The sequence below is a fragment of the Celeribacter litoreus genome (assembly GCF_020165855.1).
In the GTDB taxonomy this organism is placed as follows: Bacteria; Pseudomonadota; Alphaproteobacteria; order Rhodobacterales; family Rhodobacteraceae; genus Celeribacter; species Celeribacter litoreus.
In genome coordinates, this window is record NZ_JAIUFY010000013.1 from 215,730 (window position 1) to 237,089 (window position 21,360).

Consider the following 21,360-nt stretch of genomic DNA (forward strand, 5'->3'; position numbering starts at 1 on the left):
GTCGCAAATCCGGCTGGACTTTGGTCGTATTCAGCGGGTCGTGCCGCTCCGTTAGCGTCGGAACATGGTTCAGAGGTTCGGTGTCTTTTGCCTCACGGTTTTCGTGTGGCTCGCTGCGACCGTCGCCTCTTGGGGCGAGGGGCTGGCACCGCTGAGCCGCGATGAGATTTCACCCTATATCGTTCCGCCCTATGCACTGGGTGACCAACTCAACGATAAGGGGGTGTATGAGCTCCTGAATTCCGGCGAAGCGCCGATGGGCTATGTGTTCGAGACCGGACCACTCGCACCGCTGCCAGGGTTCTCCGGTGCCCCGTTGAATATGTTGGTATTGCTGTCCGAGACGGGACAGTTTCTAGACGTGAAACTCCTGTCGCAGCGGGAGCCTGTTTTTGTGTCTGGCCTCGGAGAGGAACCGCTGCTCGCGTTTCTCCAGCAATACAATGGCCACGCGATCACCGAGAGTCTCGTCGTTGGCGTGCCCTATGGGTCTGGGGGGAGCGGGTCCGATCTGGTGTATCTGGATGGGGTGAGTAAGGCGACGGCTTCTGTGCGGATCGCGCATGAGAGCATTCTCGCGGCGACGCTCTCTGTGGCGCGGGAAAAGATGCAGGGCTTGGGATCGGGTTCGCCCGCGCGGCCCGACCTAGACTATGAGGAAACTCTGACATGGAGCGATCTGGTTGAGCAGGGGATCGCGCAGAACTTACGCGTCACCAATGCCGAGGTCGATCAAGCCTTCGCTGGCACAAAGTGGGCGGACGATGATCCGGAGGCGGCGGCTGACCCTGATGGCCTCTATCTCGATCTCTGGCTCGTGGATTTGGGACCGCCGTCTATTGCGAAGGCTGTTCTGAGCGAAGAGAGCTACGCTGATCTCGCCCGCTTTCTGGAGGTGTCTCCGGAGGCTGAACCGTTATTGGTTATCGACGACGGTCGGCATGGTCTCGTGTCCGAGGACTTCGTCCGGAACACGGCGCCGGATCGCCTATCCGCAGAGCAGGGCGGACTGCCCGTCGCGCTTCGGGACGCGGACCTTTGGGTCGAACTGGCAGACGACCTGCCAGATGCGCAGGTAGCGATGGTGCTACGCGCTGACCGGCGGCTTGGCTTTGATCCCGTATCGGAGTGGGTGCTCAGGGTTCAGGCCGTGCGCGAACATGGCATGTTTCAGCCGGAACTCGGTGAGGCGCATTTTGAGCTAACCACCTCAGCACCGGCACGCTTTTTCATTCAGCCTGAGGTGATCAAGCCGATGCCTGCGTGGCTGGAAGCGATCTACAACCGCCAGGCAGACATCATTGTGCTTTCCGTGTTCCTGATCGGCCTACTCGTAGTGCTTTCGGTCTTCATGAGGAAACTTGCGGGGCATCGTCACTTCTCCGCAATGCGTCTATCGATCCTCGCCTTTGTCATCGTCTTCGTCGGCTGGTGGGGGCAGGGGCAGTTGTCCATTGTCACCGTGCTCGCCACGCTCAGGGCCGCCGCAGGAAACGGCTCCTTCGCCGTTCTGCTCTATGATCCATTCTCGCTTGTGCTCTGGGGCGTTGCGATCCTCGGATTTTTGCTCTGGGGGCGCGGGCTCTTTTGCGGGTGGCTGTGTCCGTTCGGAGCGATGCAGGAGTTTATGCACCATCTCGGTCGATTGCTCCGACTGCCGCAAATCAGGGTTTCTGCGCGGACTGACTTCTGGCTGATGAAGCTGAAATATGTCCTACTGCTCGGCCTAATTGGCGTCGCGTTCATCGCGCCGGACTATGCGGAGAAGGCTGCTGAAATCGAACCTTTCAAGACCGCGATCACAGTCTACTTCGTGCGCGAATGGTATTACGTCGCCTATGCGGTGTTCTGGCTCTTGCTTGGGACTGTCTTTTTCAAAGGCTTCTGCCGGTATGTCTGCCCGTTGGGTGCGGTCATGGCGATTGGTGGTGTCCTGCGCGGGCGGAAATGGATCGACCGCCGCGAAGCCTGCGGAAGTCCCTGCCAGCTTTGCCGCGTGAAATGCCGCTATGGAGCAATTCGCAAATCTGGCGCTATCCAATATGACGAGTGTTTCGCCTGCCTAGATTGCGTCCAGATTTACGACGACCCTCAGCAATGTGTGCCGCTCATCCTCGCTGCGAAAAAGAATAAGGGGGCTACCGTATGAGACTATCACGCCGTCGTTTTATGACCCTGTCCGCTGCGGCTGTGATGCTTCCGCAAGGCGCGCAGGCCGCGCGGTGGCAGGGGCGGATGTTCGGGGCGGAGGTGTCGCTGGAATTGGTCGGCGCGCGGGAGGCTGTCTCAGCGGACCTGAAAGATGTGCAGGACCGGCTCGCTGAAATCGAGCAGCGTTTCTCTCTTTTTAATCCGGTGTCAGAACTTTCACGCTTGAATAATGAAGGAGTGGTCGACGCAAGTTCTGACATGATCGATGTGTCGCGAATCGCGTCGGCTGTCTATCTTGCGACAGGGGGAGCCTTTGACCCGACGGTTCAGAGCATTTGGGAAGCGCTCGCGATGGGAGAGGAGCCTTCTGCTCGAGCCGTTGGGTTTGATCGGGTCTTTGTCGAGGCCACGCGCGTCCGATTGGGTGAAGGTCAAAAGCTCACGCTCAATGGGATCGCTCAGGGATTTGCGACTGATTGCGTGCGGGCTCTCCTAGTGGAGCGCGGGTATCGAAATGCCCTGATCAACATAGGGGAATACGCTGCGCTGGGCGGGCCGTTTCGGGTGGGGCTATCCGATGCCTCGGTGGGGCGCCTCGGCGCAATCAACTTGGAAAACAAATCCGTCGCGACGTCTTCACCCGATGCCATGAAGGTAGGGGAGCGGTCTCATATCTTGAGCCCCAATGGAGGGCGCCCCCTCTGGTCGACGGTTTCTGTCGAGGCGGAAAGCGCGGCGCTCGCGGATGCCTGCTCGACCGCATTCTGCCTCATGCCGCGATCCGAAATCGAACAGGCCAAGCATGCGCTCGGCCTGTCTCGGGTATTTCTCGTGGATCTGGAGGGTGATCTGTCGACGCTCTCCTGACTTAACGCTCCGGCATCAGATAGGTAAGGCCGTGCTCTTCAAAGATCGCCCGAATGCGCCCGTCCGCGAGGGCTTTCTCGATTGCGTAATCCACCGCATAGCCCAAATCTCTGTGCTGGTGGTTCACCGCGATCCCGATGGTCCATTCCTTTCTGGCAAGGCCGGGTAGAGGGGGGCGGTGCACATCGAAGCCTTCGGTTAAACCGGCCTCGATCACAGCAAGCGGAGCCATACTCGCCATCGTTTCGCCCGCGACCATTGCGGCGACGGCAGCATCACTTGTGGCATAGCGCTGGATCGCCTCGGAGACGGACCCGCGACCGATGCTGGAGAGGTAGAAGTCGGAGATCGAGTCATTCTCGACGGCGACCGTATCGAACCGGAAGTAGGCTGGCGTCGGTTTGTCATCCGGCTCGGGATAATCCGTGAGGCTATATCCGATGGCGAGTGACTCTGCCGCGTATTGGCCAGTGAACATCACCTGTTCGATGCGGCAGGTGAGTTCCGAATCATACGGAACATGCAGCATGACGTCGGAAACCCGACCGCCGACTGTGGCGCCCTTCCAAACGTAATTGCGCAGGTCGCTGTCGAGGTTTTCATCGGCCTGAACGAGGCGGAAGCGCGGCTCGACGCCGAGGTCCTCGGCAATGATCTTTCCGATCTCCACATCCACGCCGATGACTTTGCCGCCCTCATTGTAGGACCATGGAGGGAAGTCCTCGTAGAGCGCAAACTCGATCCACCCTTCATCGAGGATGCGGTCGAATTCTCGGCCCACGTCTTGGGAGAAGGTGTTCTGTGGTTTCTCTTGCGGGACATAGTCCTCGCAGCGCGCGAACGCCGGCCCCGCAAAAGCGAGACAGGCGATTAGGCCACTCAGAAGGCCCTTTTTCAGACCCTGCTGCAGCATTGTTTAGTTCGCAGCAGACAGGCCGACGGTGAGCAAATCCGCCGCGTGTTTCCACGTGCTTTTGTCTTCGGTGAGGGCGCGAGATGCTTCGAATGCCACGCTGTCTGCGATAGGAGCACCAGACCCGGTTTCGACGCTTGCTGCGATTTCTGCGAGTTCGGCTTTCACCGCGACCGGATCAGCGAGATCGCCTGCGAGAAGGTGGTCGCGGATTTCCGTCAGTCGGGTCATGTGGCTGTCGAGCGCACCGTCATCCGGACGGGTTTCGATGTAGGTGCGGATGGCCCAAGCAGCTTTCTGCCCGAGAAGTTCGCCGAATGCGGGCATCTTGGTGATGCCGTTCTGGGTCATGCCGAACTGGAAACGCTCCACATACCATTCATCGCCATACTCTTCGGCTTCGAGGTAACGCAGGTCAGGGGCAAGACCACCGGACACTGCACCGAGACCGTGACAGCGGGCACAGTTCTGGTTGTAACCGGAGGACCCGATCTCGATTGCTTTGAGCCAGGCTTCTTCGCCGACGGCCTCTGCGCGATAGGGATTTTCGATGAGCCACTCTTCGCCCACGTCAGGCAGGGCGTCGGTGTTCACAGGTTGCGGCGTCACGTCGCCGTGAGCGAATGCGCTTGTGGCGAGGGCAGTCGCGGCAGCAGCCGCAAGCAGCATGGTGCGTTTCATTTCTTCCTCCATAGCTTTCCTTAAGGCTTAACTCGGGTCTCCGATGTGGCGCCATTAGACCTTGGTCTGCCTCATGAGAACGGGGTGCGACCTTGGTCTAATTCTCGGTCAGACGTGTGAGCGCTAGCGTATTGAAAGGGAGGACTTTCATGAGACGTTTGCTGCGCAGGACAATTTTTCTTGCTCTCTTCGCGTGCGTCGGCGTGGCCGGTGCAGTCGCGGAGGCGCGCGCGACTCTTGAGGTTAAAATTGGCTATCTCCGGATGGAGCGCCCGCCACGTCCGGTCCTGTCGAATCTGGACGAAATCCCGCCGCGCCGAGGTATCGAGGGCGCGGAGCTTGCGCTCTCTGACAACATGACGACCGGCGCATTCCTAGGTCATGACTATGCGCTTGAGGTTGTTTCCGTGCCCGTCGGAGGTCCGCTTGACGAAGCCGCAGCGCAGTTGCTCGCCACGCATGATCTCGTTGTTCTGGATATGCCTCTGGCCGACGTGCAGATGGTTGCGGATATGGCGGGTGATCAGAAAATCCTGTTCAACGCAGGCGCGCGCGATCATGAGCTGCGCTCCGCCGGATGCCGCGCGAACCTGCTACACACGATTCCTGAAACCGGCATGGAAGCTGATGCGCTCATGCAGGTTTTGCTCGCGAAGAAATGGACAAAACTCGCGCTGATCGAGGGGCCGACGGTCGAGGATCAAGCGCTGGCAGACAGTTACCGGAAGTCCGCGCGGAAATTCGGACTCAAGATCGTGTCGGAGAAACAGTGGACGTTCGATACCGATCTTCGGCGCGCCGCTTCGCGTGAGGTTCCGCTCTTTACACAAGGTTTTAAAGATCATGACGTCCTGCTCGTTGCAGACGCACACGACGATTTCGCCCGCTACATCGAACACAATACATGGAAACCGCGCCCCGTCGTCGGGTCGACGGGCCTCATGGCGCGGGCGTGGTTTCCGGTTGTCGAGCAATGGGGCGCAGCGCAGCTTCAGTCGCGTTTTAAGGATATGACAGGCCGAGACATGACGCCGGAGGATTACGCCGCTTGGGCCGCTGTCCGCGCGGTCGGTGAGGCCGTGACGCGGACGGGGAGCAATCAGGTCGATGTGCTGCGCGCGTATCTCCTGTCTGACGACTTCGCGTTGGCTGCGTTTCAGGGGCGGCCACTGAGTTTTCGCGCATGGAACGGACAGTTGCGCCAACCGCTGCCTGTCGTGAACGCGAGAGCACAAGTTGCGAGTGCGCCGCTCGACGGGTTCGAACACGCGCGCAACCCGCTTGATACATTGGGAACAGATCAGGTGGAAAGCGCCTGTCAGGCATTTGGAGAGTGACATGAAACGGTTTCTACTGACCACCGCATGCCTGTTGATGGCGTCGCCGACGCTCGCGGCGGAAATCTGGGTGAGTAATGAGAAGGACGACACGATCAGTGTGATCGACGTAGAGACGCTCGAGGTCACACGCACCATCCCGACGGGGGAGCGACCGCGCGGGATCACGTTCAACTCGGACTATTCACGGCTTTATATCTGCGCCTCGGACAGTGATGCGGTGCAGGTGATGGACCCCGTCACGGGCGAGATTTTGCACGACCTGCCGTCCGGTGAAGACCCCGAACAATTCGTGCTCGCGCCCGACAACCGTCATCTCTGGATCGCGAACGAAGACGACGCTGTGACCACAGTTGTGGATGTTGAAACACGCAAGGTCGTCGCGCAGATCAACGTCGGGATTGAACCCGAAGGAATGGCAGTGTCGCCGGACGGAAAGACCGTCATCACGACTTCTGAGACCACCAACATGGCGCATTGGATCGACACGGAGTCGCATCAGATTTACGCCAACTCCCTCGTCGACGCGCGCCCGCGCCACGCGGAATTCGTGAATGAGGGAACTGAGCTTTGGGTGTCAGCAGAGATCGGTGGGACGATCTCAATCTTCGACACGGCCACGCAGCAGGAAAAAGCAAAGATCGGGTTCGAAATTCAGGGCGTGCATCCTGACCTGATCCAGCCCGTGGGTTTTGAATTCACGCCGGATCACAAGACCGCCTTCGTCGCGCTGGGTCCGTCCAACCATGTCGCTGTCATCGACGCGGAGACGCTCGAAGTTGAGGGCTACATCCTCGTCGGGCGCCGTGTTTGGCACCTCGCGTTTTCTCCGGACCATACGCGACTTTTCACGACGAACGGCGTGAGTGGGGACGTCACTGTGATTGATGTCGCCTCGCGAAAGCCGGTCAAAACGATCAAAGTCGGTCGCTTCCCTTGGGGCGCGGCGATGAAGCCTTGAGGAGAGCATCATGCGATATCTGACACTGGCGGCGGCGCTGTTCGCAGCGACATCGGCGTTTGCGGATGATCACGATGAGGAGAAGATTTTCGGAATGGCGGGTATTCTGTCCGCGACCAATTCCGAGGATTTGCCTCTGATCCTTTTGTCAGCAGGACAGCCGTTGGCTGAGGCTCCGCTGAAACTCAAATCCGGCACCTATTATGAGATCGAGATTGAGGCCGACGGGTCGCAGGAGCTTGCGCTTGCGGGAGCTGATTTCTTTCGTGCGATCTGGATCGACGAGATTGTCATAGAAGGGATCGAAATCCGCCCCCTCGGCGTGGACAGTTTCGAATTCGATGAGGCCGGTACGATGGAAGTCAGCTTCGTTGCGATCAAGCCCGGCAGCTATGAGTTAAGAGTTCCGCAGTCCAAGGGCGATCTTCAACGTCTAAGCATCACCATCGAGTGATGGGGTTGAGCGTCGAACATATCTCCCACGACTGGGGCAAGAAGCGGGCGCTAGATGACGTCTCGTTTCATGTCGCGTACGGCGAGTTCTGTGCTCTGCTCGGGCCGAACGGTGCGGGGAAATCGACGCTCTTTGCCTTGCTCACCGGATTGGTTTCACCGCGTCAGGGGCGGATTGAAATTGCTGGATCGGATATCGCCACAGCGCCGCGTGCCGCCTTGTCGCGTATGGGCGTCGTGTTTCAGCAGCAGACGCTCGATCTCGATCTGACGGTTTGGCGGAACATGCTCTATTTCGCAGGACTGCACGGTATCGTGGGTAAGGCCGCGCGCGTTGCGTCGCAAGAGGCGCTGGAGCGACTCGGAATGGTTGAGCGCGCGAAGGAGCGCGCGCGCGATCTCAACGGCGGGCATCGACGGCGGCTCGAAATTGCGCGGGCGCTGATGCATCAGCCGGAGGTGCTGTTGCTCGATGAGCCAACCGTTGGTCTCGATGCCGCCAGTCGGAAGTCCCTCACGGATCATGTCCATTCGCTGGCACAGGACACGAAATTGAGCGTCCTCTGGGCCACGCATTTGACGGATGAGGTCTATGCTGGGGATCGGCTCGTTGTTCTCCATCGTGGGGCGGTTCTCGAAAACGGCTACGCGCAGGAAACCAGCTCTGACCTGACGGACCGCTTTCTGTCTCTGACGGGAGAGGCCGCATGAACAACGCGCTCACAGCCTTGATTGCGATCTGTCAGCGCGAGTTGCTCCGCTTCTTCGGCCAGCGCGCACGGATGCTTGCTGCACTCGTCCGTCCGTTGATTTGGCTCCTCGTTTTTGCCGCCGGTTTCCGCGCGGCGCTCGGGTTGTCGATTACGCCGCCCTATGAGACCTACATCACCTATGAGAGCTACATCGTGCCGGGTCTCTGCGGAATGATCCTGTTGTTCAACGGGATGCAAAGCTCTCTGTCATTGGTCATGGATCGGGAGATGGGGACCATGCGCCTCTTGCTCACGGCACCGGTGCCGCGATGGTGGCTCTTGTCGTGCAAGCTCATCGCGGGGGCGGTGATTTCGGTGCTGCAGGCCTATGTCTTTCTCGCCGTCTGCGCAATGTATGGGATCACCTTTGCGCCGGTGAGCTATATCCTCGCGCTGCCCGCATTGTTCCTCACTGCATTGATGCTCGGCGCGCTCGGCATTGCGCTGTCATCGACCGTCAAACAATTGGAGAACTTCGCAGGCGTCATGAACTTCGTGATCTTCCCGATGTTCTTCCTCTCATCCGCGCTCTACCCGCTCTGGAAAATGGCGGAAGCATCGGCACTTTTGCGCGACATATGTTTGGTCAATCCGTTCACGCATGGCGTCGAAATGATCCGGTTCGCGCTCTACCAAAAGGTTGATTGGATCAACTGGGCGGTGACGCTCGTCGCTCTCGCGGTGTTCCTCGGGCTAGCGCTCTGGGGATACAATCCGGCCAAGCGACTGATTTCCCGTAAAGTCTAGGTCGCATATTCGACCCGACCTTGGTCGCATTCGGGAAGTGCTGTGTCTCTGGCATCCTTGGATCAAAGGGAGGCGCCATCATGAGAGTGAGCGTATGTATCATCGGGGCGTGTCTCGCCCTGCCGCTTTGGGCTGAGGACAAGGCGATGGATCTCGGGCCGGACACAGAAGTGTCTGAAGACGGCATTCTCAACCCGCACGAGATGTCGATGGCTCAGGTTATGGACAAGATCAGGCAGGGTGAGACCGGCATGGTGCTCTGTTCGCAGGGGTATCTCGTCACGAAATCCGGCCGTCACGAATTGGCGCGAGAATTGTTCTCGAATTGCTCGGACGCGGGGTGGACAGGGACCATGACGTGGATGAGCCAACTCGACGATAACGGTTTGGGCGGCCCTCAGGACCTCGAAGCCGCGGCCGAGTGGAACCGCAAAGCGGCGGAGGCAGGCGATCCGGTCGGCAAGTTCAATCACGGTCTGGACCTGATGCGCGGCTGGGGTGTGGCGCGTGATCCGGAGGCAGGTCGTGCTTTGGTCGATGAAGCCGCGCGGGATGGGTTGCCGGTGGCCAAGCGACTGCAAGCGGCGGAATATGATCTCGATGAGGTCACGCCTGATGCCGATGAATGGCGGTATTTCCAACTATATTGAACTCCTCCAGGGGGAGGGTTGAGGGAGACGCCTACGACTTTGGTCGTAGGCGTCTTTCGACCAATGTCGCCCCGTGCTGTTGCGCGAGATCAAGCCTTTGAACGGGCCAATCCGCGAAGGTGCTTTCGAACATGAAAGCGCCTTAGGAGGTTCTTATGAAATCAGGATTTATGTTTGCAGCCGTTGTCCCGGCTTTCTTCGCAATCACTGCGCAAGCGGGCGAATATGACGCGCTCAAGATTTCTGCCGGTGAGGATTTTTTCGATAAGGAATGCCACCGCTGCCACTCCGTTGATGCGGATCGGGCGAGCTATGGTCCGCTTTTGAATGGCGTCGTCGGTCGGAAAGCCGGCTCTTTTGAGGGCTACCCCTACTCTGAGGTTCTGCAGAATGCAGGCTTCGTTTGGACGGAAGGTGCCATTCGCGCATGGATGGAAGATAACGACGGTCTCGTCCCAGGGACGAAGATGCGCCACGTTGGCGTCAGTGATCCGACCGTTCAGGACTTCATTGTGAGCTATCTGGCGTCGCTGACCGAGTGACGGAAGAGCGGTCAGGTCAGGTGGGCCGGTTGGCCCGCCAGCCGCAAGTGGCGCGTTGCCAATCGGCGGGCCTCTGACTCCACGTGTGTCACCAGTAGGGTTGTGACCTGATGAGTGCTTCGAAGGCTCTCGAACAGGCTCATCATCTCGTCCGCGAGGGCGGGATCGAGTGAGACAAAGGGTTCGTCGAGCAAAAGCAACTCTGGATCGGCTGCGAAGGCGCGGGCGAGGGAAAGTCTGCGCTGTTGGCCGAGGGAGAGCTGCGTAGGGAAGTGATCGGCCTTGTCCTGCAATCCAACCGCAGCGAGCCAATTCATCGCCGTGTCGCGGGAGCAGCCGGTGGTGAGCGTTATGTTCTGGAGGCTCGATCTCCACGGGAGCAGCGTTGGCTCTTGAAAAACCGTCGCAATCCGTTCGGGCCGCCGGACGTCTCCGGTATAGTCGGTGTGTAGTCCCGAAATCACGCGCAGCAGGGTCGACTTGCCGACACCCGACGGGCCGGTCAGTGCAACGGTTTCACTCGGGAGGATATCAAGCCGAATGGCTCCGAGGATTGGAGCCCCACCTGCGCGCACTTCTTCGAGCCGCAGGCTCAGGGGGAGGCGCATGCGCTCCCCCTCGCTGTGAGTGATGTCCAATGACATCTGCATCGGCTCAGGACGACGGTTCGTAGAAGAGGCCATCCGGCAATGTGGTTGCCTTGCCAACGAGGTCCTCACCGCCGAGATCGGCCATGAGAGACAGCATCTTTGCTGCGTCCTCTTTGGAGACGGAGCCTTCTGCAGGGATGCCCGCAATCCAGCCGGCTTTGAGAGCGTCGAATTGTGCGTCGTTTTTCACGTTCATCCGATCGCGCAAGCGATCCCAAGCGGCGTCATCTTTCGCGAGCAACTCTTTCGCTGCACGCGAGGCGCGGGAGAGGCCTTCGACTACTTCGGGGTGCTGTTCGAGAACTTCTCCGCGCACCACATAGCCGAGCAAGGGGGTGTCCGGGTTGAGGCCGAGAGAAACCGCAGCCTCGGAGGTCGATGTCAGGAGGCGCATACCGGAGGCTTCCATCTTCGCACCGAAATGCCAGAAGTTGATCGCACCATCCAACTCACCACCAAGAGCCGCTTTAAAAATCAGAGGTGGGGCGCCAAAGACCTGTTCCGTCTCACCTTTTAGGTCGAGCCCGCTCTGCTTCTCAGCATAGGCGCGTAGGATCAGCCAGCTTTTGTCGTTCGGACCACCTGCGATCCCGACTTTTCCGCCCGCGAGATCTGCAAGGCTCTGTGCATTGCTGTCTTTCGGGACATAGATGCCACCGACCGCTTTGGAATACGGGATAAAGACATAATCTTTGCCCTCTGCGCGCTGGGATGCGACCCACAGCCAGTCGGCAACAATCATGTCCACTTCGCCTGCCGCAAGGGCAACGCGAGACGCGGGGCCACCAGCGACATCCATTGCCTCAAGGGTAAAGCCGTTCGCGGAGTCGAACCCGTTGTGTTGGATAGTGTCGACCTCCCACGCCACGGTCCCGGACATGTAGAGAGCGGCTTTGAGGGTCGGTGTGTCTTCTGCTTTCGCGGAGCCGGCGATAACTGCGGCGGCCGTGAGGATAGATAGCCCTTTGATGAATTTGGTCATGGTGAGTCCTCCCTGAATTTCGAGAGTAGGAGGGAGAGGTCTCGGTGGAAATACGACCAAAGCACGGGCCGAAAAGGGGTGGGTCGTAGCGGATTTACGACCAATGGCCAATTTAAAGCTCACGCCCTCGTGACCCACGATACGACACAGTGCTGCCGATGGTGAAGACTCGCTTCAAGAGGTGCCAAGGGCAGATCAAAGGGAGGAAGACTCATGAAAAAGTTCGTATCCGCCAGTTTGGCGGCTGTGCTCTGTGTTGGCACAGCGACCGCGTCCTTCGCGGCCGTGACTGAAGAAGATCTGTTGAATGACGCCAGCACCACGGGCGACGTTCTCACCAACGGGATGGGCCGCGATCTGCAGCGCTACTCCCCGATGGACACTCTGAATAAAGACAACGTGCAAAACCTCGTTCCTGCGTGGGCCTTCTCGTTCGGTGGTGAAAAGCAGCGCGGTCAGGAAACCCAGCCGCTCATCCATGATGGCATCATGTATGTGACGGGCTCCTATTCGCGCCTCTATGCCATCGACGTCGAGACCGGCAAGGAAATCTGGCAATACGACGCCCGCCTTCCCGAAGGCATCCTTCCCTGCTGTGACGTGATCAACCGCGGCGGCGCGATCTACGGCGACAACATCTATTTCGGCACGCTCGACGCACGCATCGTGGCGCTGGACCTCAAAACCGGCGACGTGAAATGGAACAAGAAGATCGCCAACTACAAAGAAGGTTACTCCTACACGGCAGCTCCGCTGATTGTTGACGGCCTCGTCGTGACTGGTAACTCCGGCGGTGAATTCGGTATCGTTGGCGAAGTTCAGGCCCGTGACGCTGAAACCGGTGATCTGGTTTGGACCCGTCCGGTGATCGAAGGTCACATGGGCACGCTCAACGGCGAAGAGTCCACGATGACCGGCACGCTGAACGCAACCTGGCCGGGCGACATGTGGAAAACCGGCGGTGGCGCAACGTGGCTCGGCGGTTCTTATGACGCCGACACCGACACTTTGATCTTCGGCACCGGCAACCCTGCGCCGTGGAACTCGCACCTCCGTGACGCGGGCACCCCGAAAGAGGGCAACACCGGCGACAACCTTTACGCAGCCTCCCGTCTCGGCATCGATCCGGCCACCGGCGAGATCAAATGGCACTTCCAGACCACACCGCGCGAAGGCTGGGACTTTGACGGTGTGAACGAAGTGGTGGCCTACACCGACCGTGATGGCAATAAGCGCTACGGCACGGCCGACCGCAACGGCTTCTTCTACGTCCTGAACCGTGAAGATGGCGCATTTGTTTCTGCCGCCCCGTTCGTGTCAGATATCTCCTGGGCCGAAGGCATCGATGAAAACGGTCGCCCGATCTACAACGAAGAAAACCGTCCGGGGAACCCGCTCGAAGCTGAAAAAGGCGAGATGGTCTTCTCCGTGCCGTCCTTCCTCGGTGGTAAGAACTGGATGCCGATGGCGTTCTCCCAGCGCACCGGTAACTTCTATGTGCCGTCCAACGAATGGGGCATGGACATCTGGAACGAGCCGATCGCCTACAAAAAAGGTGCTGCGTACCTCGGCGCTGGCTTCACCATCAAACCGATCTTCGAAGATCACATTGGTTCTCTGAAAGCGATCGATCCGGATACCGGCGAGATCAAGTGGAACTTCAAGAACGATGCGCCTCTCTGGGGTGGCGTGATGACCACCGCTGGCGGCCTCGTGTTCTTTGGCACACCTGAAGGTGAGTTCATTGCCCTCGACGACGAAACCGGTGAGAAACTGTGGTCCTTCCAGACCGGCTCCGGCATCGTTGGTCAGCCTGTGACCTGGGAACAAAACGGTGAGCAGTACGTCTCTGTCGTATCCGGCTGGGGTGGCGCTGTTCCGCTCTGGGGTGGCGAAGTGGCCAAGAAAGTGAACTACCTGAACCAAGGTGGCACTGTTTGGACCTTCAAACTGCCGAAGCAACTGGCCTCCGCCAACTAAGTTTCGAAAAGCACTGAAAGATTTGAACACCCCGCTCTTTTGCGGGGTGTTTTTGTATATCCTGCATTTTTTCACACTTTTCTGCGACGCAGCATTGCGCCTGCGCATTTACGCACTGCTGGGTTTCTTCAATTTTTCTGGCCGTCTGGTAAAAACTTTGTTGCCGAAACCGGTTTCGGTCCTAAGTGTTGGCGCCAGGAGGAGAATCATTGCGGTCAGATACGAAACTGGATCGACGCTCCCGCAACAACGCGCGGGTTACGATCACTGATCTTTCTCAGGCACTTTGTCTGACCAAGGGAACTGTGTCTCGCGCCCTCAATGGTTACCCTGACATTTCGGAAGCGACGCGCCTTCGTGTCGTGCGTGCCGCGCAGGCCATGGGGTATCGCCCTCTCACACACGCGCAGGCGATCAAAACGGGTCGGAGCCGGTCCATTGGGTTCGTCGTGGAACTGTCCCAAAAGGACGCGCATCGCCCCTTCCTCGCAGAATTTCTCGCAGGTCTCACGCAGGCCGCCTCATACGAGGGCTGGACCCTGACCGTCGCGACGTCCGAAACAGAAGCCGACACGCTCAAGATCATGCGCAGTTTGGTGCAACAGCAAAAGGCGGACGGGTTCATCCTTCCGCGTGTGCTCTGGCAAGACCCGCGTATCGCCCTGCTGTCGGCCGAAAAAATCCCGTTTATTTGTTACGGGCGTCCAAAAAATTACGAAAATCTATCCTATTTTGATATCGAGAGTGAGCTCTCGATGCGAGAAGCGGTTCAGCATTTTGTCGATCTCGGGCATCAACAGATCGCTTACATCGGGTCAGCCACGCATTATGCCTTCTCTCACCATCGCCGCGACGGATATCTGCGCGGAATGAATGAGGCAGGTTTGGTGCCCGATCCTTTTCTTATCAAAGAAGGCGTCGTGAGCGCTGAGGACGCCGCCGAGGCGACCCGCGGTTTGCTTGCGCTCGATGAGCCGCCCACCGCCGTCCTTTGCGCGACCGATACTCTCGCGCGAGGCGTTTATGAAGTTGCAAATCAGATTGGCCTCAAAATTGGCTCGGAGATTTCCGTCATCGGGTATGACGGCTCGCCCGAGGCCTCGGCCATGTGGCCGCATCTGTCGACCTTTTCTATCGATAATCGCAAGGCGGGCGTCGCCTTGGGAACCATGTTCATTGACCGAATTCGCGAGCCTGACGCGCCTGTGGTTCAAACCCTGCTCCAGTCACATCTGTGTCGGGCTGGGTCCACGGGTGCACCGGTTTTGTCGCCGGAGCAGCTCGCGCATCGTTTGGCCCCGTTTCAGGGTCAACTAATCCATTCTCATCAAAACTCAGGGAGAGAGAGATGACATTGAAAAAGCAATTTCTGATGGCCAGCGCCGCGACGGCGCTCGCGCTTACCAGTTTCGCAGCGAGTGCAGACACGTTGCGCTTCTGGACGACTGAGGAGCAGCCGGACCGTCTTGCCAAGCAAGAAGAAATGGCGAAGGCTTTTGAAGAAAAGACCGGCACCGAAGTCGAAGTTATTCCTGTTACCGAGTCTGAACTCGGCACGCGCGCAACCGCTGCGTTCGCTGCGGGCGATTTGCCGGATGTGATCTATCACACGCTGCAATACGCTCTGCCGTGGGCCGAAGCCGGTATCCTCGATACCGATGCCGCGACCGACGTGATCGAAGAGCTTGGCGAAGATACCTTTGCGCCGGGCGCTCTGAACATGGCGGCGATGGACGACGGTTTTGCCTCCGTTCCTGTTGACGGTTGGACGCAGATGATCGTCTACCGCAAAGACCTCTTTGACGCCGCTGGCCTTGAGGCTCCGACCTCCTATGCCGCAGTGGAAGCCGCTCTCGAAGCTCTGCACAACCCGCCGGAAATGTATGGTTTCGTCGCTGCGACCAAAGTGGACGAAAACTTCATGTCTCAGGTGCTTGAGCACGTGTTCCTCGCCAACGGCGTAAGCCCGGTCGGTGAAGACGGTTTTATGCCGCTGGACGAAGCAAAAACCACCGAGGTCCTGAACTTCTACAAAGCCATCGCGGAAGCCTCCCCTCCGGGTGATCTGTATTGGGATCAGTCCCGAACGCTCTACTTCTCGGGCAACGCGGCAATGATCATCTGGTCGCCGTTCATCCTCGACGAACTGGCCGGTCTGCGTGACAGCGCTCCGCCGACCATCAACGACGATCCGACCTCTGGCGAACTTGCTTCTAAGACTGGTATCGTGACGACCTTCTCCGGTCCGTCCAATCCGGATGGCGCAGCTTGGGGTGACATCCGTTATTTCGGCATCACGACCGATGCGGACACCGATGCAGCAGAGGAGTTCGTGATGTTCTCAATGGATGAGGGCTACACGCAGACGCTCTCCATCGCACCGGAAGGCAAATTCCCGGTTCGCCGCGGCAACGCGGAAGATCCGGCAGCCTTCTCCAAAGCATGGGCTGAGCTTCCGGTTGGTGTGGACCGCAAGGCTCCACTCGGCGATCTCTACGCGGCTGACATGATTGACGAAATCGTTGGCGGTCTGGACGTGGCCCAGCGTTGGGGTGTCAAAGAAGGACAGCTCACTCTGGCCTCCAAGATGATCAACTCCCAAGCGATCAACCGCGTCGTGCGTGAGTTCATCGACGGTGAAATCGACGCGGCAACCGCCGTCGCCGAGATGAACGAAGAGCTCGGCGCAATCGAGTAATCGCGCGCTTGCAATTCTGGGGTGCGGCATCTGTCGCGCCCCTTTCTTTTCCTAACATCGGACAGGGAGCTTTCCATGTCGGACATCGGACCCCCGCGCGGGACAGGGCCACTGGCCCGTTCAGAAGCGCGGCTTGCCTGGGGGCTATTGACCCCAACTATTCTTGCCGTCTCGCTTGTGGTGCTACTGCCGCTGCTCGCAATTTTCTGGATTTCGGTCAAACCCGTTTCACTTTCTGACCTCCGCGCCCCTGAAGCTGTCGTGCGCGAGGACTTGCGTGGGCGCCCTGCGGAAGCGGGCGACGAGGCGACGCTCAGATACCGGCTTCGGAATTCCTCTCCGACCTCTCAAATTTCCGGCGTGACCCTTGAGGACACATGGCCCGATGGGCTCACGCTCGCAGGTGATCTCGATCCGCGGTGCGAGATCGCGGAAGGGATGCTTTCCTGTAATCTCGGGGATTGGGAAGGCGGCTTCCGCGAGACGCTGAATATTCCAGTTATCACCGAGCAGGCGTGGTTCGATACTGAGGGCGATGTCGAGGCTGAGCCGGTCAAGGTGGACGGCAAAGCGTCCTTCGTGCTCACGAACGCCGAATTCACCTTTAAGAACTTTGTCTCCGTTTTTGATGGCGGCGAGTTCTGGGGCGTTCTTGGCGTGACGCTATTCTACACGGTCTTCGGCACGCTCGGGGCGATGATCATGGGGCTGTTTGCCTCCATGCTGCTCAACCACTCTTTCAAAGGGCAAGGCATCCTGCGGGGCCTTTACCTGTTCCCCTATGTGGCCCCCGTGATCGCGGTGGCCTTTGCGTGGATCCTGCTGTTTGACCCCTTCTCCGGCTCCGCCAATGCGCTGTTGATCCAGATGGGCGTGACCAATCAGGCGATCAACTTCTTTGGTGAGCGGCCTTTGGCCCTCATCATGGTGACGTTGTTCGAGATTTGGCGCTACTTCCCGCTGTCCTTCCTCTTCATCCTGGCGCGGATGCAGTCGATCCCGACGGATATGTACGAGGCCGCCGACATGGATGGCGCCTCTCCGTTCCAGCAGTTCTGGTATCTGAGCCTGCCGCAGCTTCTCGGCATTCTGTCGGTCCTGTTCCTGCTGCGCTTCATTTGGACGTTCAACAAGTTCGACGACATCTTCCTGCTCACCGGCGGCAACGCGGGGACGCGGGTACTGACTGTGAACGTGTATGAACAGGCCTTCGCCGTGTCGAACATTGGCGCAGGTGCGGCGGTGGCGGTGGTGATCTTTGCCTGTTTGCTGCTGTTCTCCGTGTTCTTCTTCAAATTCATGTCGAAGGAGGAGGGACTATGAAACATCTCCGTTTCGGTTACATCACCGGCCCGCTGTTGGGCCTGATCTGGACCTTCATCATTGCCGTGACCGTAAGTGTCGCGATGAGTTTCGCGACTGGGCAGGCATTCAAACCCTCGCTGATCTGGTCAATTATCTTCGGCATCCCGACGGGCCTCGCGCTCGTGTGGGGAGGGACGATCTGGATCGCGTCTGCTGTGTTGGGTGTCGTCTACCTCATCTCGCTCCTCGCCGGCGTCGGGCCGGTCTTGTCTGGGGACGTCTCTCTCGTGTCCCAAGTCTTTGCCGCCGCCGTTCTCGGCCTCGGCATTGGCTGGCCGCTCAAGGTCTTCGTTGAGGAACTCACTCTCGGCGCGCTGACACGCCACGAATTTGAAGAAGCCGTCATCCGCACGCTCAAAGGGTTCGGCTACATCTTCTTTACGGCGATTGTGGTGATCCCTTTCTACGTGATGGTGATGACCAGCCTGAAGAACCAGTCGCAGCTCATGCAGAACCCGTTGGATTTCTCCATCGACCTGTCTCAGGGCTGGGGGCTGTTCCGGTCCTATGTCGAACTGGTGCGCGACTTCAACTTCGGTTCCTACATGTGGACCTCGTTCTACATCTCCGTGCTCACAGTTTTCATCACGCTCCTCTTCGCAATCCCCGGGGCCTACGCCGTTGCACGCTTGCGCTTCCGTGGGCAGGCGGCGTTCTCGCGCTCCATCCTGCTCATCTACATGGTGCCGATGATCGTGCTCGCGCTTCCGATCTACATCGCGTTCTCGATGATGGGACTGCGGAACTCGATCACGGGCATCGTGATGATCTATCCTGTGACGACCATCCCTGTCGCGCTCTACATGCTACAGGGCTATTTCCGCGGCCTGCCGAGCGAGGTTGAGGAAGCCGGCCTGATGGACGGTCTCTCCCGTTTGCAGGTGATCTGGAAAATCACATTGCCGCTCTCACTGCCGGCGTTGGCGTCGGTCTCGCTCTATGTCTTTATGATCGCATGGAACGAGTTCCTGCTCGCCTTCATGCTGCTTGATGACCCGTCGAAATTCACACTCACACGCGGGATTGCTTCGCTCAACTCGTCGGAGATTCCGCGACAACACCTTATGGCGGGCTCGGTCATCGCGACGGTTCCCATCATGGCGCTGTTCCTCGGTCTTGAGAAATTCATGACCAAAGGGCTCACGGCGGGGAGTGTGAAGGGATGACACAGTCTGCGATAAAACCGAATGATCAGGCTGCCCGCGGTGTCCTCATGGGGAATGATCGCGGCGGCTATACGATCCCGACGGCGCGCCTCTATCCCTACCAGTGGAACTGGGACAGTATGTTCTCTGCGTGGGGCTATGCGACCTTCGACATCGGGCGCGCATGGCGGGAGGTCGATCTCCTCTTTGCGTCCCAATGGGACACTGGAATGGTGCCGCACATTATCTTTCACAAGGTGGACCCCGATTATTTCCCGGGGCCGAAAGTCTGGGGCGCGACGCATGAACCGCCGACCTCCGGCATCTCGCAGCCGCCAGTCGCCGCGACACTGATCCGCAAGATTTACGAGATGGATCCCGAGGTCGGGTTCGAGCGGGTGAAGGCGCTCTATCCAAAGCTCGTCGCTTGGCATGATTGGTGGATCAGGGAGCGGTGCAAGGACGGTCCGGTTGCGATTATCCACCCGTGGGAGTCCGGACGCGACAACTGTCCTGATTGGGACATCGGGATGGAAGGCGTCGCCATTGACGAAAAAGACCCCTACACCCGCCGCGATACCAGCCATGTGAAAGAGGCCGAGCGTCCGCTCAAATGGGACTACGACCGCTATCTCGCCATCCTCGCGTTCGGGCGCAAAGTGAATTGGGAAGATCGAGAGATGGTCGAGAACGGACCGTTCCTCATGGCCGATCCCGGCATCACTTTCGTTCTGTTGCGGGCCTTTGCGGACCTCCTCGAATTGGCTCGCCTCCTTGATGAGGACACGACGACCGTTGAGGCGCAGCAGGCGCAGTTGCGGGACGGCTTGGATAAGCTCTGGAACGAGGAAAGGGGTTGGTTCGACGCCTACGATGTTCGGACGGGGCAATACGCCAATGTCTTGGGGTCGGGTGCGTTCCTCGCCTATCTCGCGGGTGTGTCGCGTCCCGCTCTGGACGCTCATTTTGCGCGGGTTTGGGACAAGGTTGCGTTTGGCATCCCCTCCGCCGATCCGGAGAGTGAGCGGTTCGAGCCGCGGCGCTACTGGCGCGGGCCGACATGGCCAGTGGTCAACTCGCTGATCGCCATGGGTCTCAAGGACATGGGGCGCACGCAAGCAGAAGCCAGATTGAGAAACGAAACCGCCGAGCTCATCGAGAAGGGTGGGTTCTGGGAATATTATGATCCGATGGATGGGACGCCGTGTGGCGGAGCATCCTTTGGCTGGACGGCCGCCGTCTGGCTGACGTGGTGCGGAATTGGACGCGCCACGCAACCGGCAGGGAAGGAGTAATTCATATGTCGAGTATCGAGCTACAAGCCGTCGAGAAATGGTTCGGCAGTGTGCAAGTGATCAAAGGTGTGGATCTGAAGATTGAAGAGGGTGAGTTCATCATCTTCGTTGGTCCGTCCGGTTGCGGGAAGTCCACGTTGCTACGGATGATCGCGGGCCTCGAAGAGACCTCTCGCGGAAAGATTTTTGTGGGCGAACGCGACGCAACCGCGGAGCCACCCTCGAAGCGTGGTCTCGCGATGGTGTTTCAGAGCTACGCGCTCTACCCCCACATGTCCGTGCGCGACAATGTCGGCTTTGCGTTGAAGGCTGCCGGTGAGCCGAAAGAAGAGATCTCCAAAAAGGTCGATGAGGCCGCGCGCGTTCTCAAGCTTACCGACTACATGGACCGCCGTCCGAAGGACCTCTCCGGTGGTCAGCGTCAGCGTGTCGCGATCGGACGCTCGATCGTGCGCGACCCCACTGCGTTTCTCTTCGATGAGCCGCTGTCCAACCTCGACGCTGCGCTGCGGGTCGAAATGCGTTACGAACTGGCAAAGCTCCACCGGTCTCTGAAATCGACCATGATCTACGTGACGCACGATCAGGTTGAGGCGATGACCCTCGCGGACCGCATCGTGGTTCTCGAAGCCGGTAAGATCGCGCAGTTCGGCACGCCGAAGGAACTGTATGAGCGTCCCGGCAACCTGTTCGTGGCGCAGTTCATCGGGTCGCCGAAGATGAACGTGATCCCGGCGATGTCTGTGGGGCTCGGAGAAAAAGGCAAAGATCTCGGGATCAGGCCGGAACACATCTCCATCGTGCCTGCCGGTGAGGGCGATCTCGATGGCACTGTTGATGTGGTCGAATATCTAGGTGCCGATACCTACGTGATTGTGGATGCGGAGAATGGCGCGGGTCAGATGACCGTCCGCGACCTCGGCGATGCGCCGCACGAGCCGGGGCAAAAAGTGGGCCTCAAGTTCGGTGAGGGCCGGACGCATCTCTTCGATGAAGAGGGGTTGGCGATCCGATAACGCGCCCCTTAACGGTGATTTATGAGCCGTCCCCGTTTGATGACGGGGGCGGCTTTCTAATTTGAAAGTGCCGAATTTTCGCATTTAAAGTGTTCTACAATGATGAAACGTGCTCATAGATTGATCAATTAGCCAGAACAGTCTGCCCAGATTTCGATTTAATCGTCCCCGTTTT

The 21,360-nt window shown here is 58.8% G+C and carries 20 protein-coding genes; 16 read left to right on the top strand and 4 right to left on the bottom strand.

The window, feature by feature from the left end; all coding sequences use genetic code 11:
* Positions 1 to 64: 64 nt before the first annotated feature.
* Together LA304_RS13110 and LA304_RS13115 are read left to right on the top strand one after the other, a co-directional pair.
* A complete protein-coding gene (locus LA304_RS13110) occupies positions 65 to 2,149 on the top strand; it encodes a 4Fe-4S binding protein (protein ID WP_224503612.1) in 2,085 nt (694 codons plus the stop codon).
* On the top strand, positions 2,146 to 3,018 hold the full coding sequence (locus tag LA304_RS13115; protein WP_224503613.1) for an FAD:protein FMN transferase: 873 nt from the start codon (positions 2,146 to 2,148) through the stop codon (positions 3,016 to 3,018). Before LA304_RS13110 ends, LA304_RS13115 begins: the two co-directional genes overlap by 4 nt.
* A 1-nt stretch (position 3,019) precedes the next feature.
* Here the strand turns inward: LA304_RS13115 and LA304_RS13120 are convergent, their stop codons facing one another.
* Both LA304_RS13120 and pedF read right to left on the bottom strand, forming a co-directional pair.
* A complete protein-coding gene (locus tag LA304_RS13120; RefSeq protein WP_224503614.1) occupies positions 3,020 to 3,931 on the bottom strand; it encodes a substrate-binding periplasmic protein in 912 nt (303 codons plus the stop codon).
* Positions 3,932 to 3,934: 3 nt separating this feature from the next.
* The gene (gene pedF / locus LA304_RS13125; RefSeq protein WP_224503615.1) at positions 3,935 to 4,612 is read right to left on the bottom strand and encodes a cytochrome c-550 PedF; all 678 of its coding nucleotides are present in this window, start codon (positions 4,610 to 4,612) and stop codon (positions 3,935 to 3,937) included.
* Between the two features lie 149 nt (positions 4,613 to 4,761).
* Between pedF and LA304_RS13130 the strand changes: the two genes are divergently transcribed.
* The 7 genes from LA304_RS13130 (at position 4,762) to LA304_RS13160 (ending at position 10,054) form a co-directional block, all read left to right on the top strand.
* Positions 4,762 to 5,949: an ABC transporter substrate-binding protein gene (locus tag LA304_RS13130; protein WP_224503616.1), complete on the top strand. Its 1,188-nt coding sequence runs from the start codon at positions 4,762 to 4,764 to the stop codon at positions 5,947 to 5,949.
* Position 5,950: 1 nt separating this feature from the next.
* Entirely contained in the window at positions 5,951 to 6,910 is a 960-nt protein-coding gene (locus LA304_RS13135) for a YVTN family beta-propeller repeat protein (RefSeq protein ID WP_224503617.1), read from the top strand.
* Positions 6,911 to 6,920: 10 nt separating this feature from the next.
* Positions 6,921 to 7,364, top strand: coding sequence for a cupredoxin domain-containing protein (locus LA304_RS13140; RefSeq protein WP_224503618.1), 444 nt, complete (start codon positions 6,921 to 6,923; stop codon positions 7,362 to 7,364).
* A complete protein-coding gene (locus LA304_RS13145; protein WP_224503619.1) occupies positions 7,361 to 8,074 on the top strand; it encodes an ABC transporter ATP-binding protein in 714 nt (237 codons plus the stop codon). The genes LA304_RS13140 and LA304_RS13145 overlap by 4 nt, the downstream gene beginning before the upstream one ends.
* Positions 8,071 to 8,862 carry an ABC transporter permease gene (locus LA304_RS13150; protein ID WP_224503620.1) on the top strand — a complete coding sequence of 264 codons (792 nt, stop codon included), beginning with the start codon at positions 8,071 to 8,073 and terminating at the stop codon, positions 8,860 to 8,862. Before LA304_RS13145 ends, LA304_RS13150 begins: the two co-directional genes overlap by 4 nt.
* 80 nt (positions 8,863 to 8,942) lie before the next feature.
* A complete protein-coding gene (locus tag LA304_RS13155) occupies positions 8,943 to 9,512 on the top strand; it encodes a tetratricopeptide repeat protein (RefSeq protein WP_224503621.1) in 570 nt (189 codons plus the stop codon).
* Between the two features lie 155 nt (positions 9,513 to 9,667).
* On the top strand, positions 9,668 to 10,054 hold the full coding sequence (locus LA304_RS13160; protein WP_224503622.1) for a c-type cytochrome: 387 nt from the start codon (positions 9,668 to 9,670) through the stop codon (positions 10,052 to 10,054).
* 11 nt (positions 10,055 to 10,065) lie between these two features.
* On the opposite strand, the gene LA304_RS13165 is transcribed toward LA304_RS13160, so the two are convergent.
* Positions 10,066 to 10,662, bottom strand: a complete 597-nt coding sequence (locus LA304_RS13165) for an ABC transporter ATP-binding protein (protein WP_224503623.1) — start codon at positions 10,660 to 10,662, stop codon at positions 10,066 to 10,068.
* 46 nt (positions 10,663 to 10,708) lie between these two features.
* On the bottom strand, positions 10,709 to 11,686 hold the full coding sequence (locus LA304_RS13170) for an ABC transporter substrate-binding protein (RefSeq protein ID WP_224503624.1): 978 nt from the start codon (positions 11,684 to 11,686) through the stop codon (positions 10,709 to 10,711).
* Between the two features lie 213 nt (positions 11,687 to 11,899).
* Here LA304_RS13170 and LA304_RS13175 point away from each other — a divergent pair, with 213 nt between their 5' ends.
* From LA304_RS13175 to LA304_RS13205, 7 genes are all read left to right on the top strand, one after another.
* A complete protein-coding gene (locus tag LA304_RS13175) occupies positions 11,900 to 13,666 on the top strand; it encodes a PQQ-dependent methanol/ethanol family dehydrogenase (RefSeq protein ID WP_224503625.1) in 1,767 nt (588 codons plus the stop codon).
* Between the two features lie 209 nt (positions 13,667 to 13,875).
* Positions 13,876 to 15,018 carry a LacI family DNA-binding transcriptional regulator gene (locus tag LA304_RS13180; protein WP_224503626.1) on the top strand — a complete coding sequence of 381 codons (1,143 nt, stop codon included), beginning with the start codon at positions 13,876 to 13,878 and terminating at the stop codon, positions 15,016 to 15,018.
* Positions 15,015 to 16,364, top strand: a complete 1,350-nt coding sequence (locus LA304_RS13185) for an ABC transporter substrate-binding protein (RefSeq protein ID WP_224503627.1) — start codon at positions 15,015 to 15,017, stop codon at positions 16,362 to 16,364. Before LA304_RS13180 ends, LA304_RS13185 begins: the two co-directional genes overlap by 4 nt.
* A gap of 75 nt (positions 16,365 to 16,439) precedes the next feature.
* Positions 16,440 to 17,687, top strand: coding sequence for a carbohydrate ABC transporter permease (locus tag LA304_RS13190; RefSeq protein WP_224503628.1), 1,248 nt, complete (start codon positions 16,440 to 16,442; stop codon positions 17,685 to 17,687).
* Positions 17,684 to 18,895, top strand: coding sequence for a carbohydrate ABC transporter permease (locus LA304_RS13195; RefSeq protein WP_224503629.1), 1,212 nt, complete (start codon positions 17,684 to 17,686; stop codon positions 18,893 to 18,895). The genes LA304_RS13190 and LA304_RS13195 overlap by 4 nt, the downstream gene beginning before the upstream one ends.
* Entirely contained in the window at positions 18,892 to 20,169 is a 1,278-nt protein-coding gene (locus LA304_RS13200; protein ID WP_224503630.1) for an MGH1-like glycoside hydrolase domain-containing protein, read from the top strand. Before LA304_RS13195 ends, LA304_RS13200 begins: the two co-directional genes overlap by 4 nt.
* A gap of 5 nt (positions 20,170 to 20,174) precedes the next feature.
* Positions 20,175 to 21,185: an ABC transporter ATP-binding protein gene (locus LA304_RS13205; RefSeq protein WP_224503631.1), complete on the top strand. Its 1,011-nt coding sequence runs from the start codon at positions 20,175 to 20,177 to the stop codon at positions 21,183 to 21,185.
* The last annotated feature ends 175 nt before the right edge of the window (positions 21,186 to 21,360 follow it).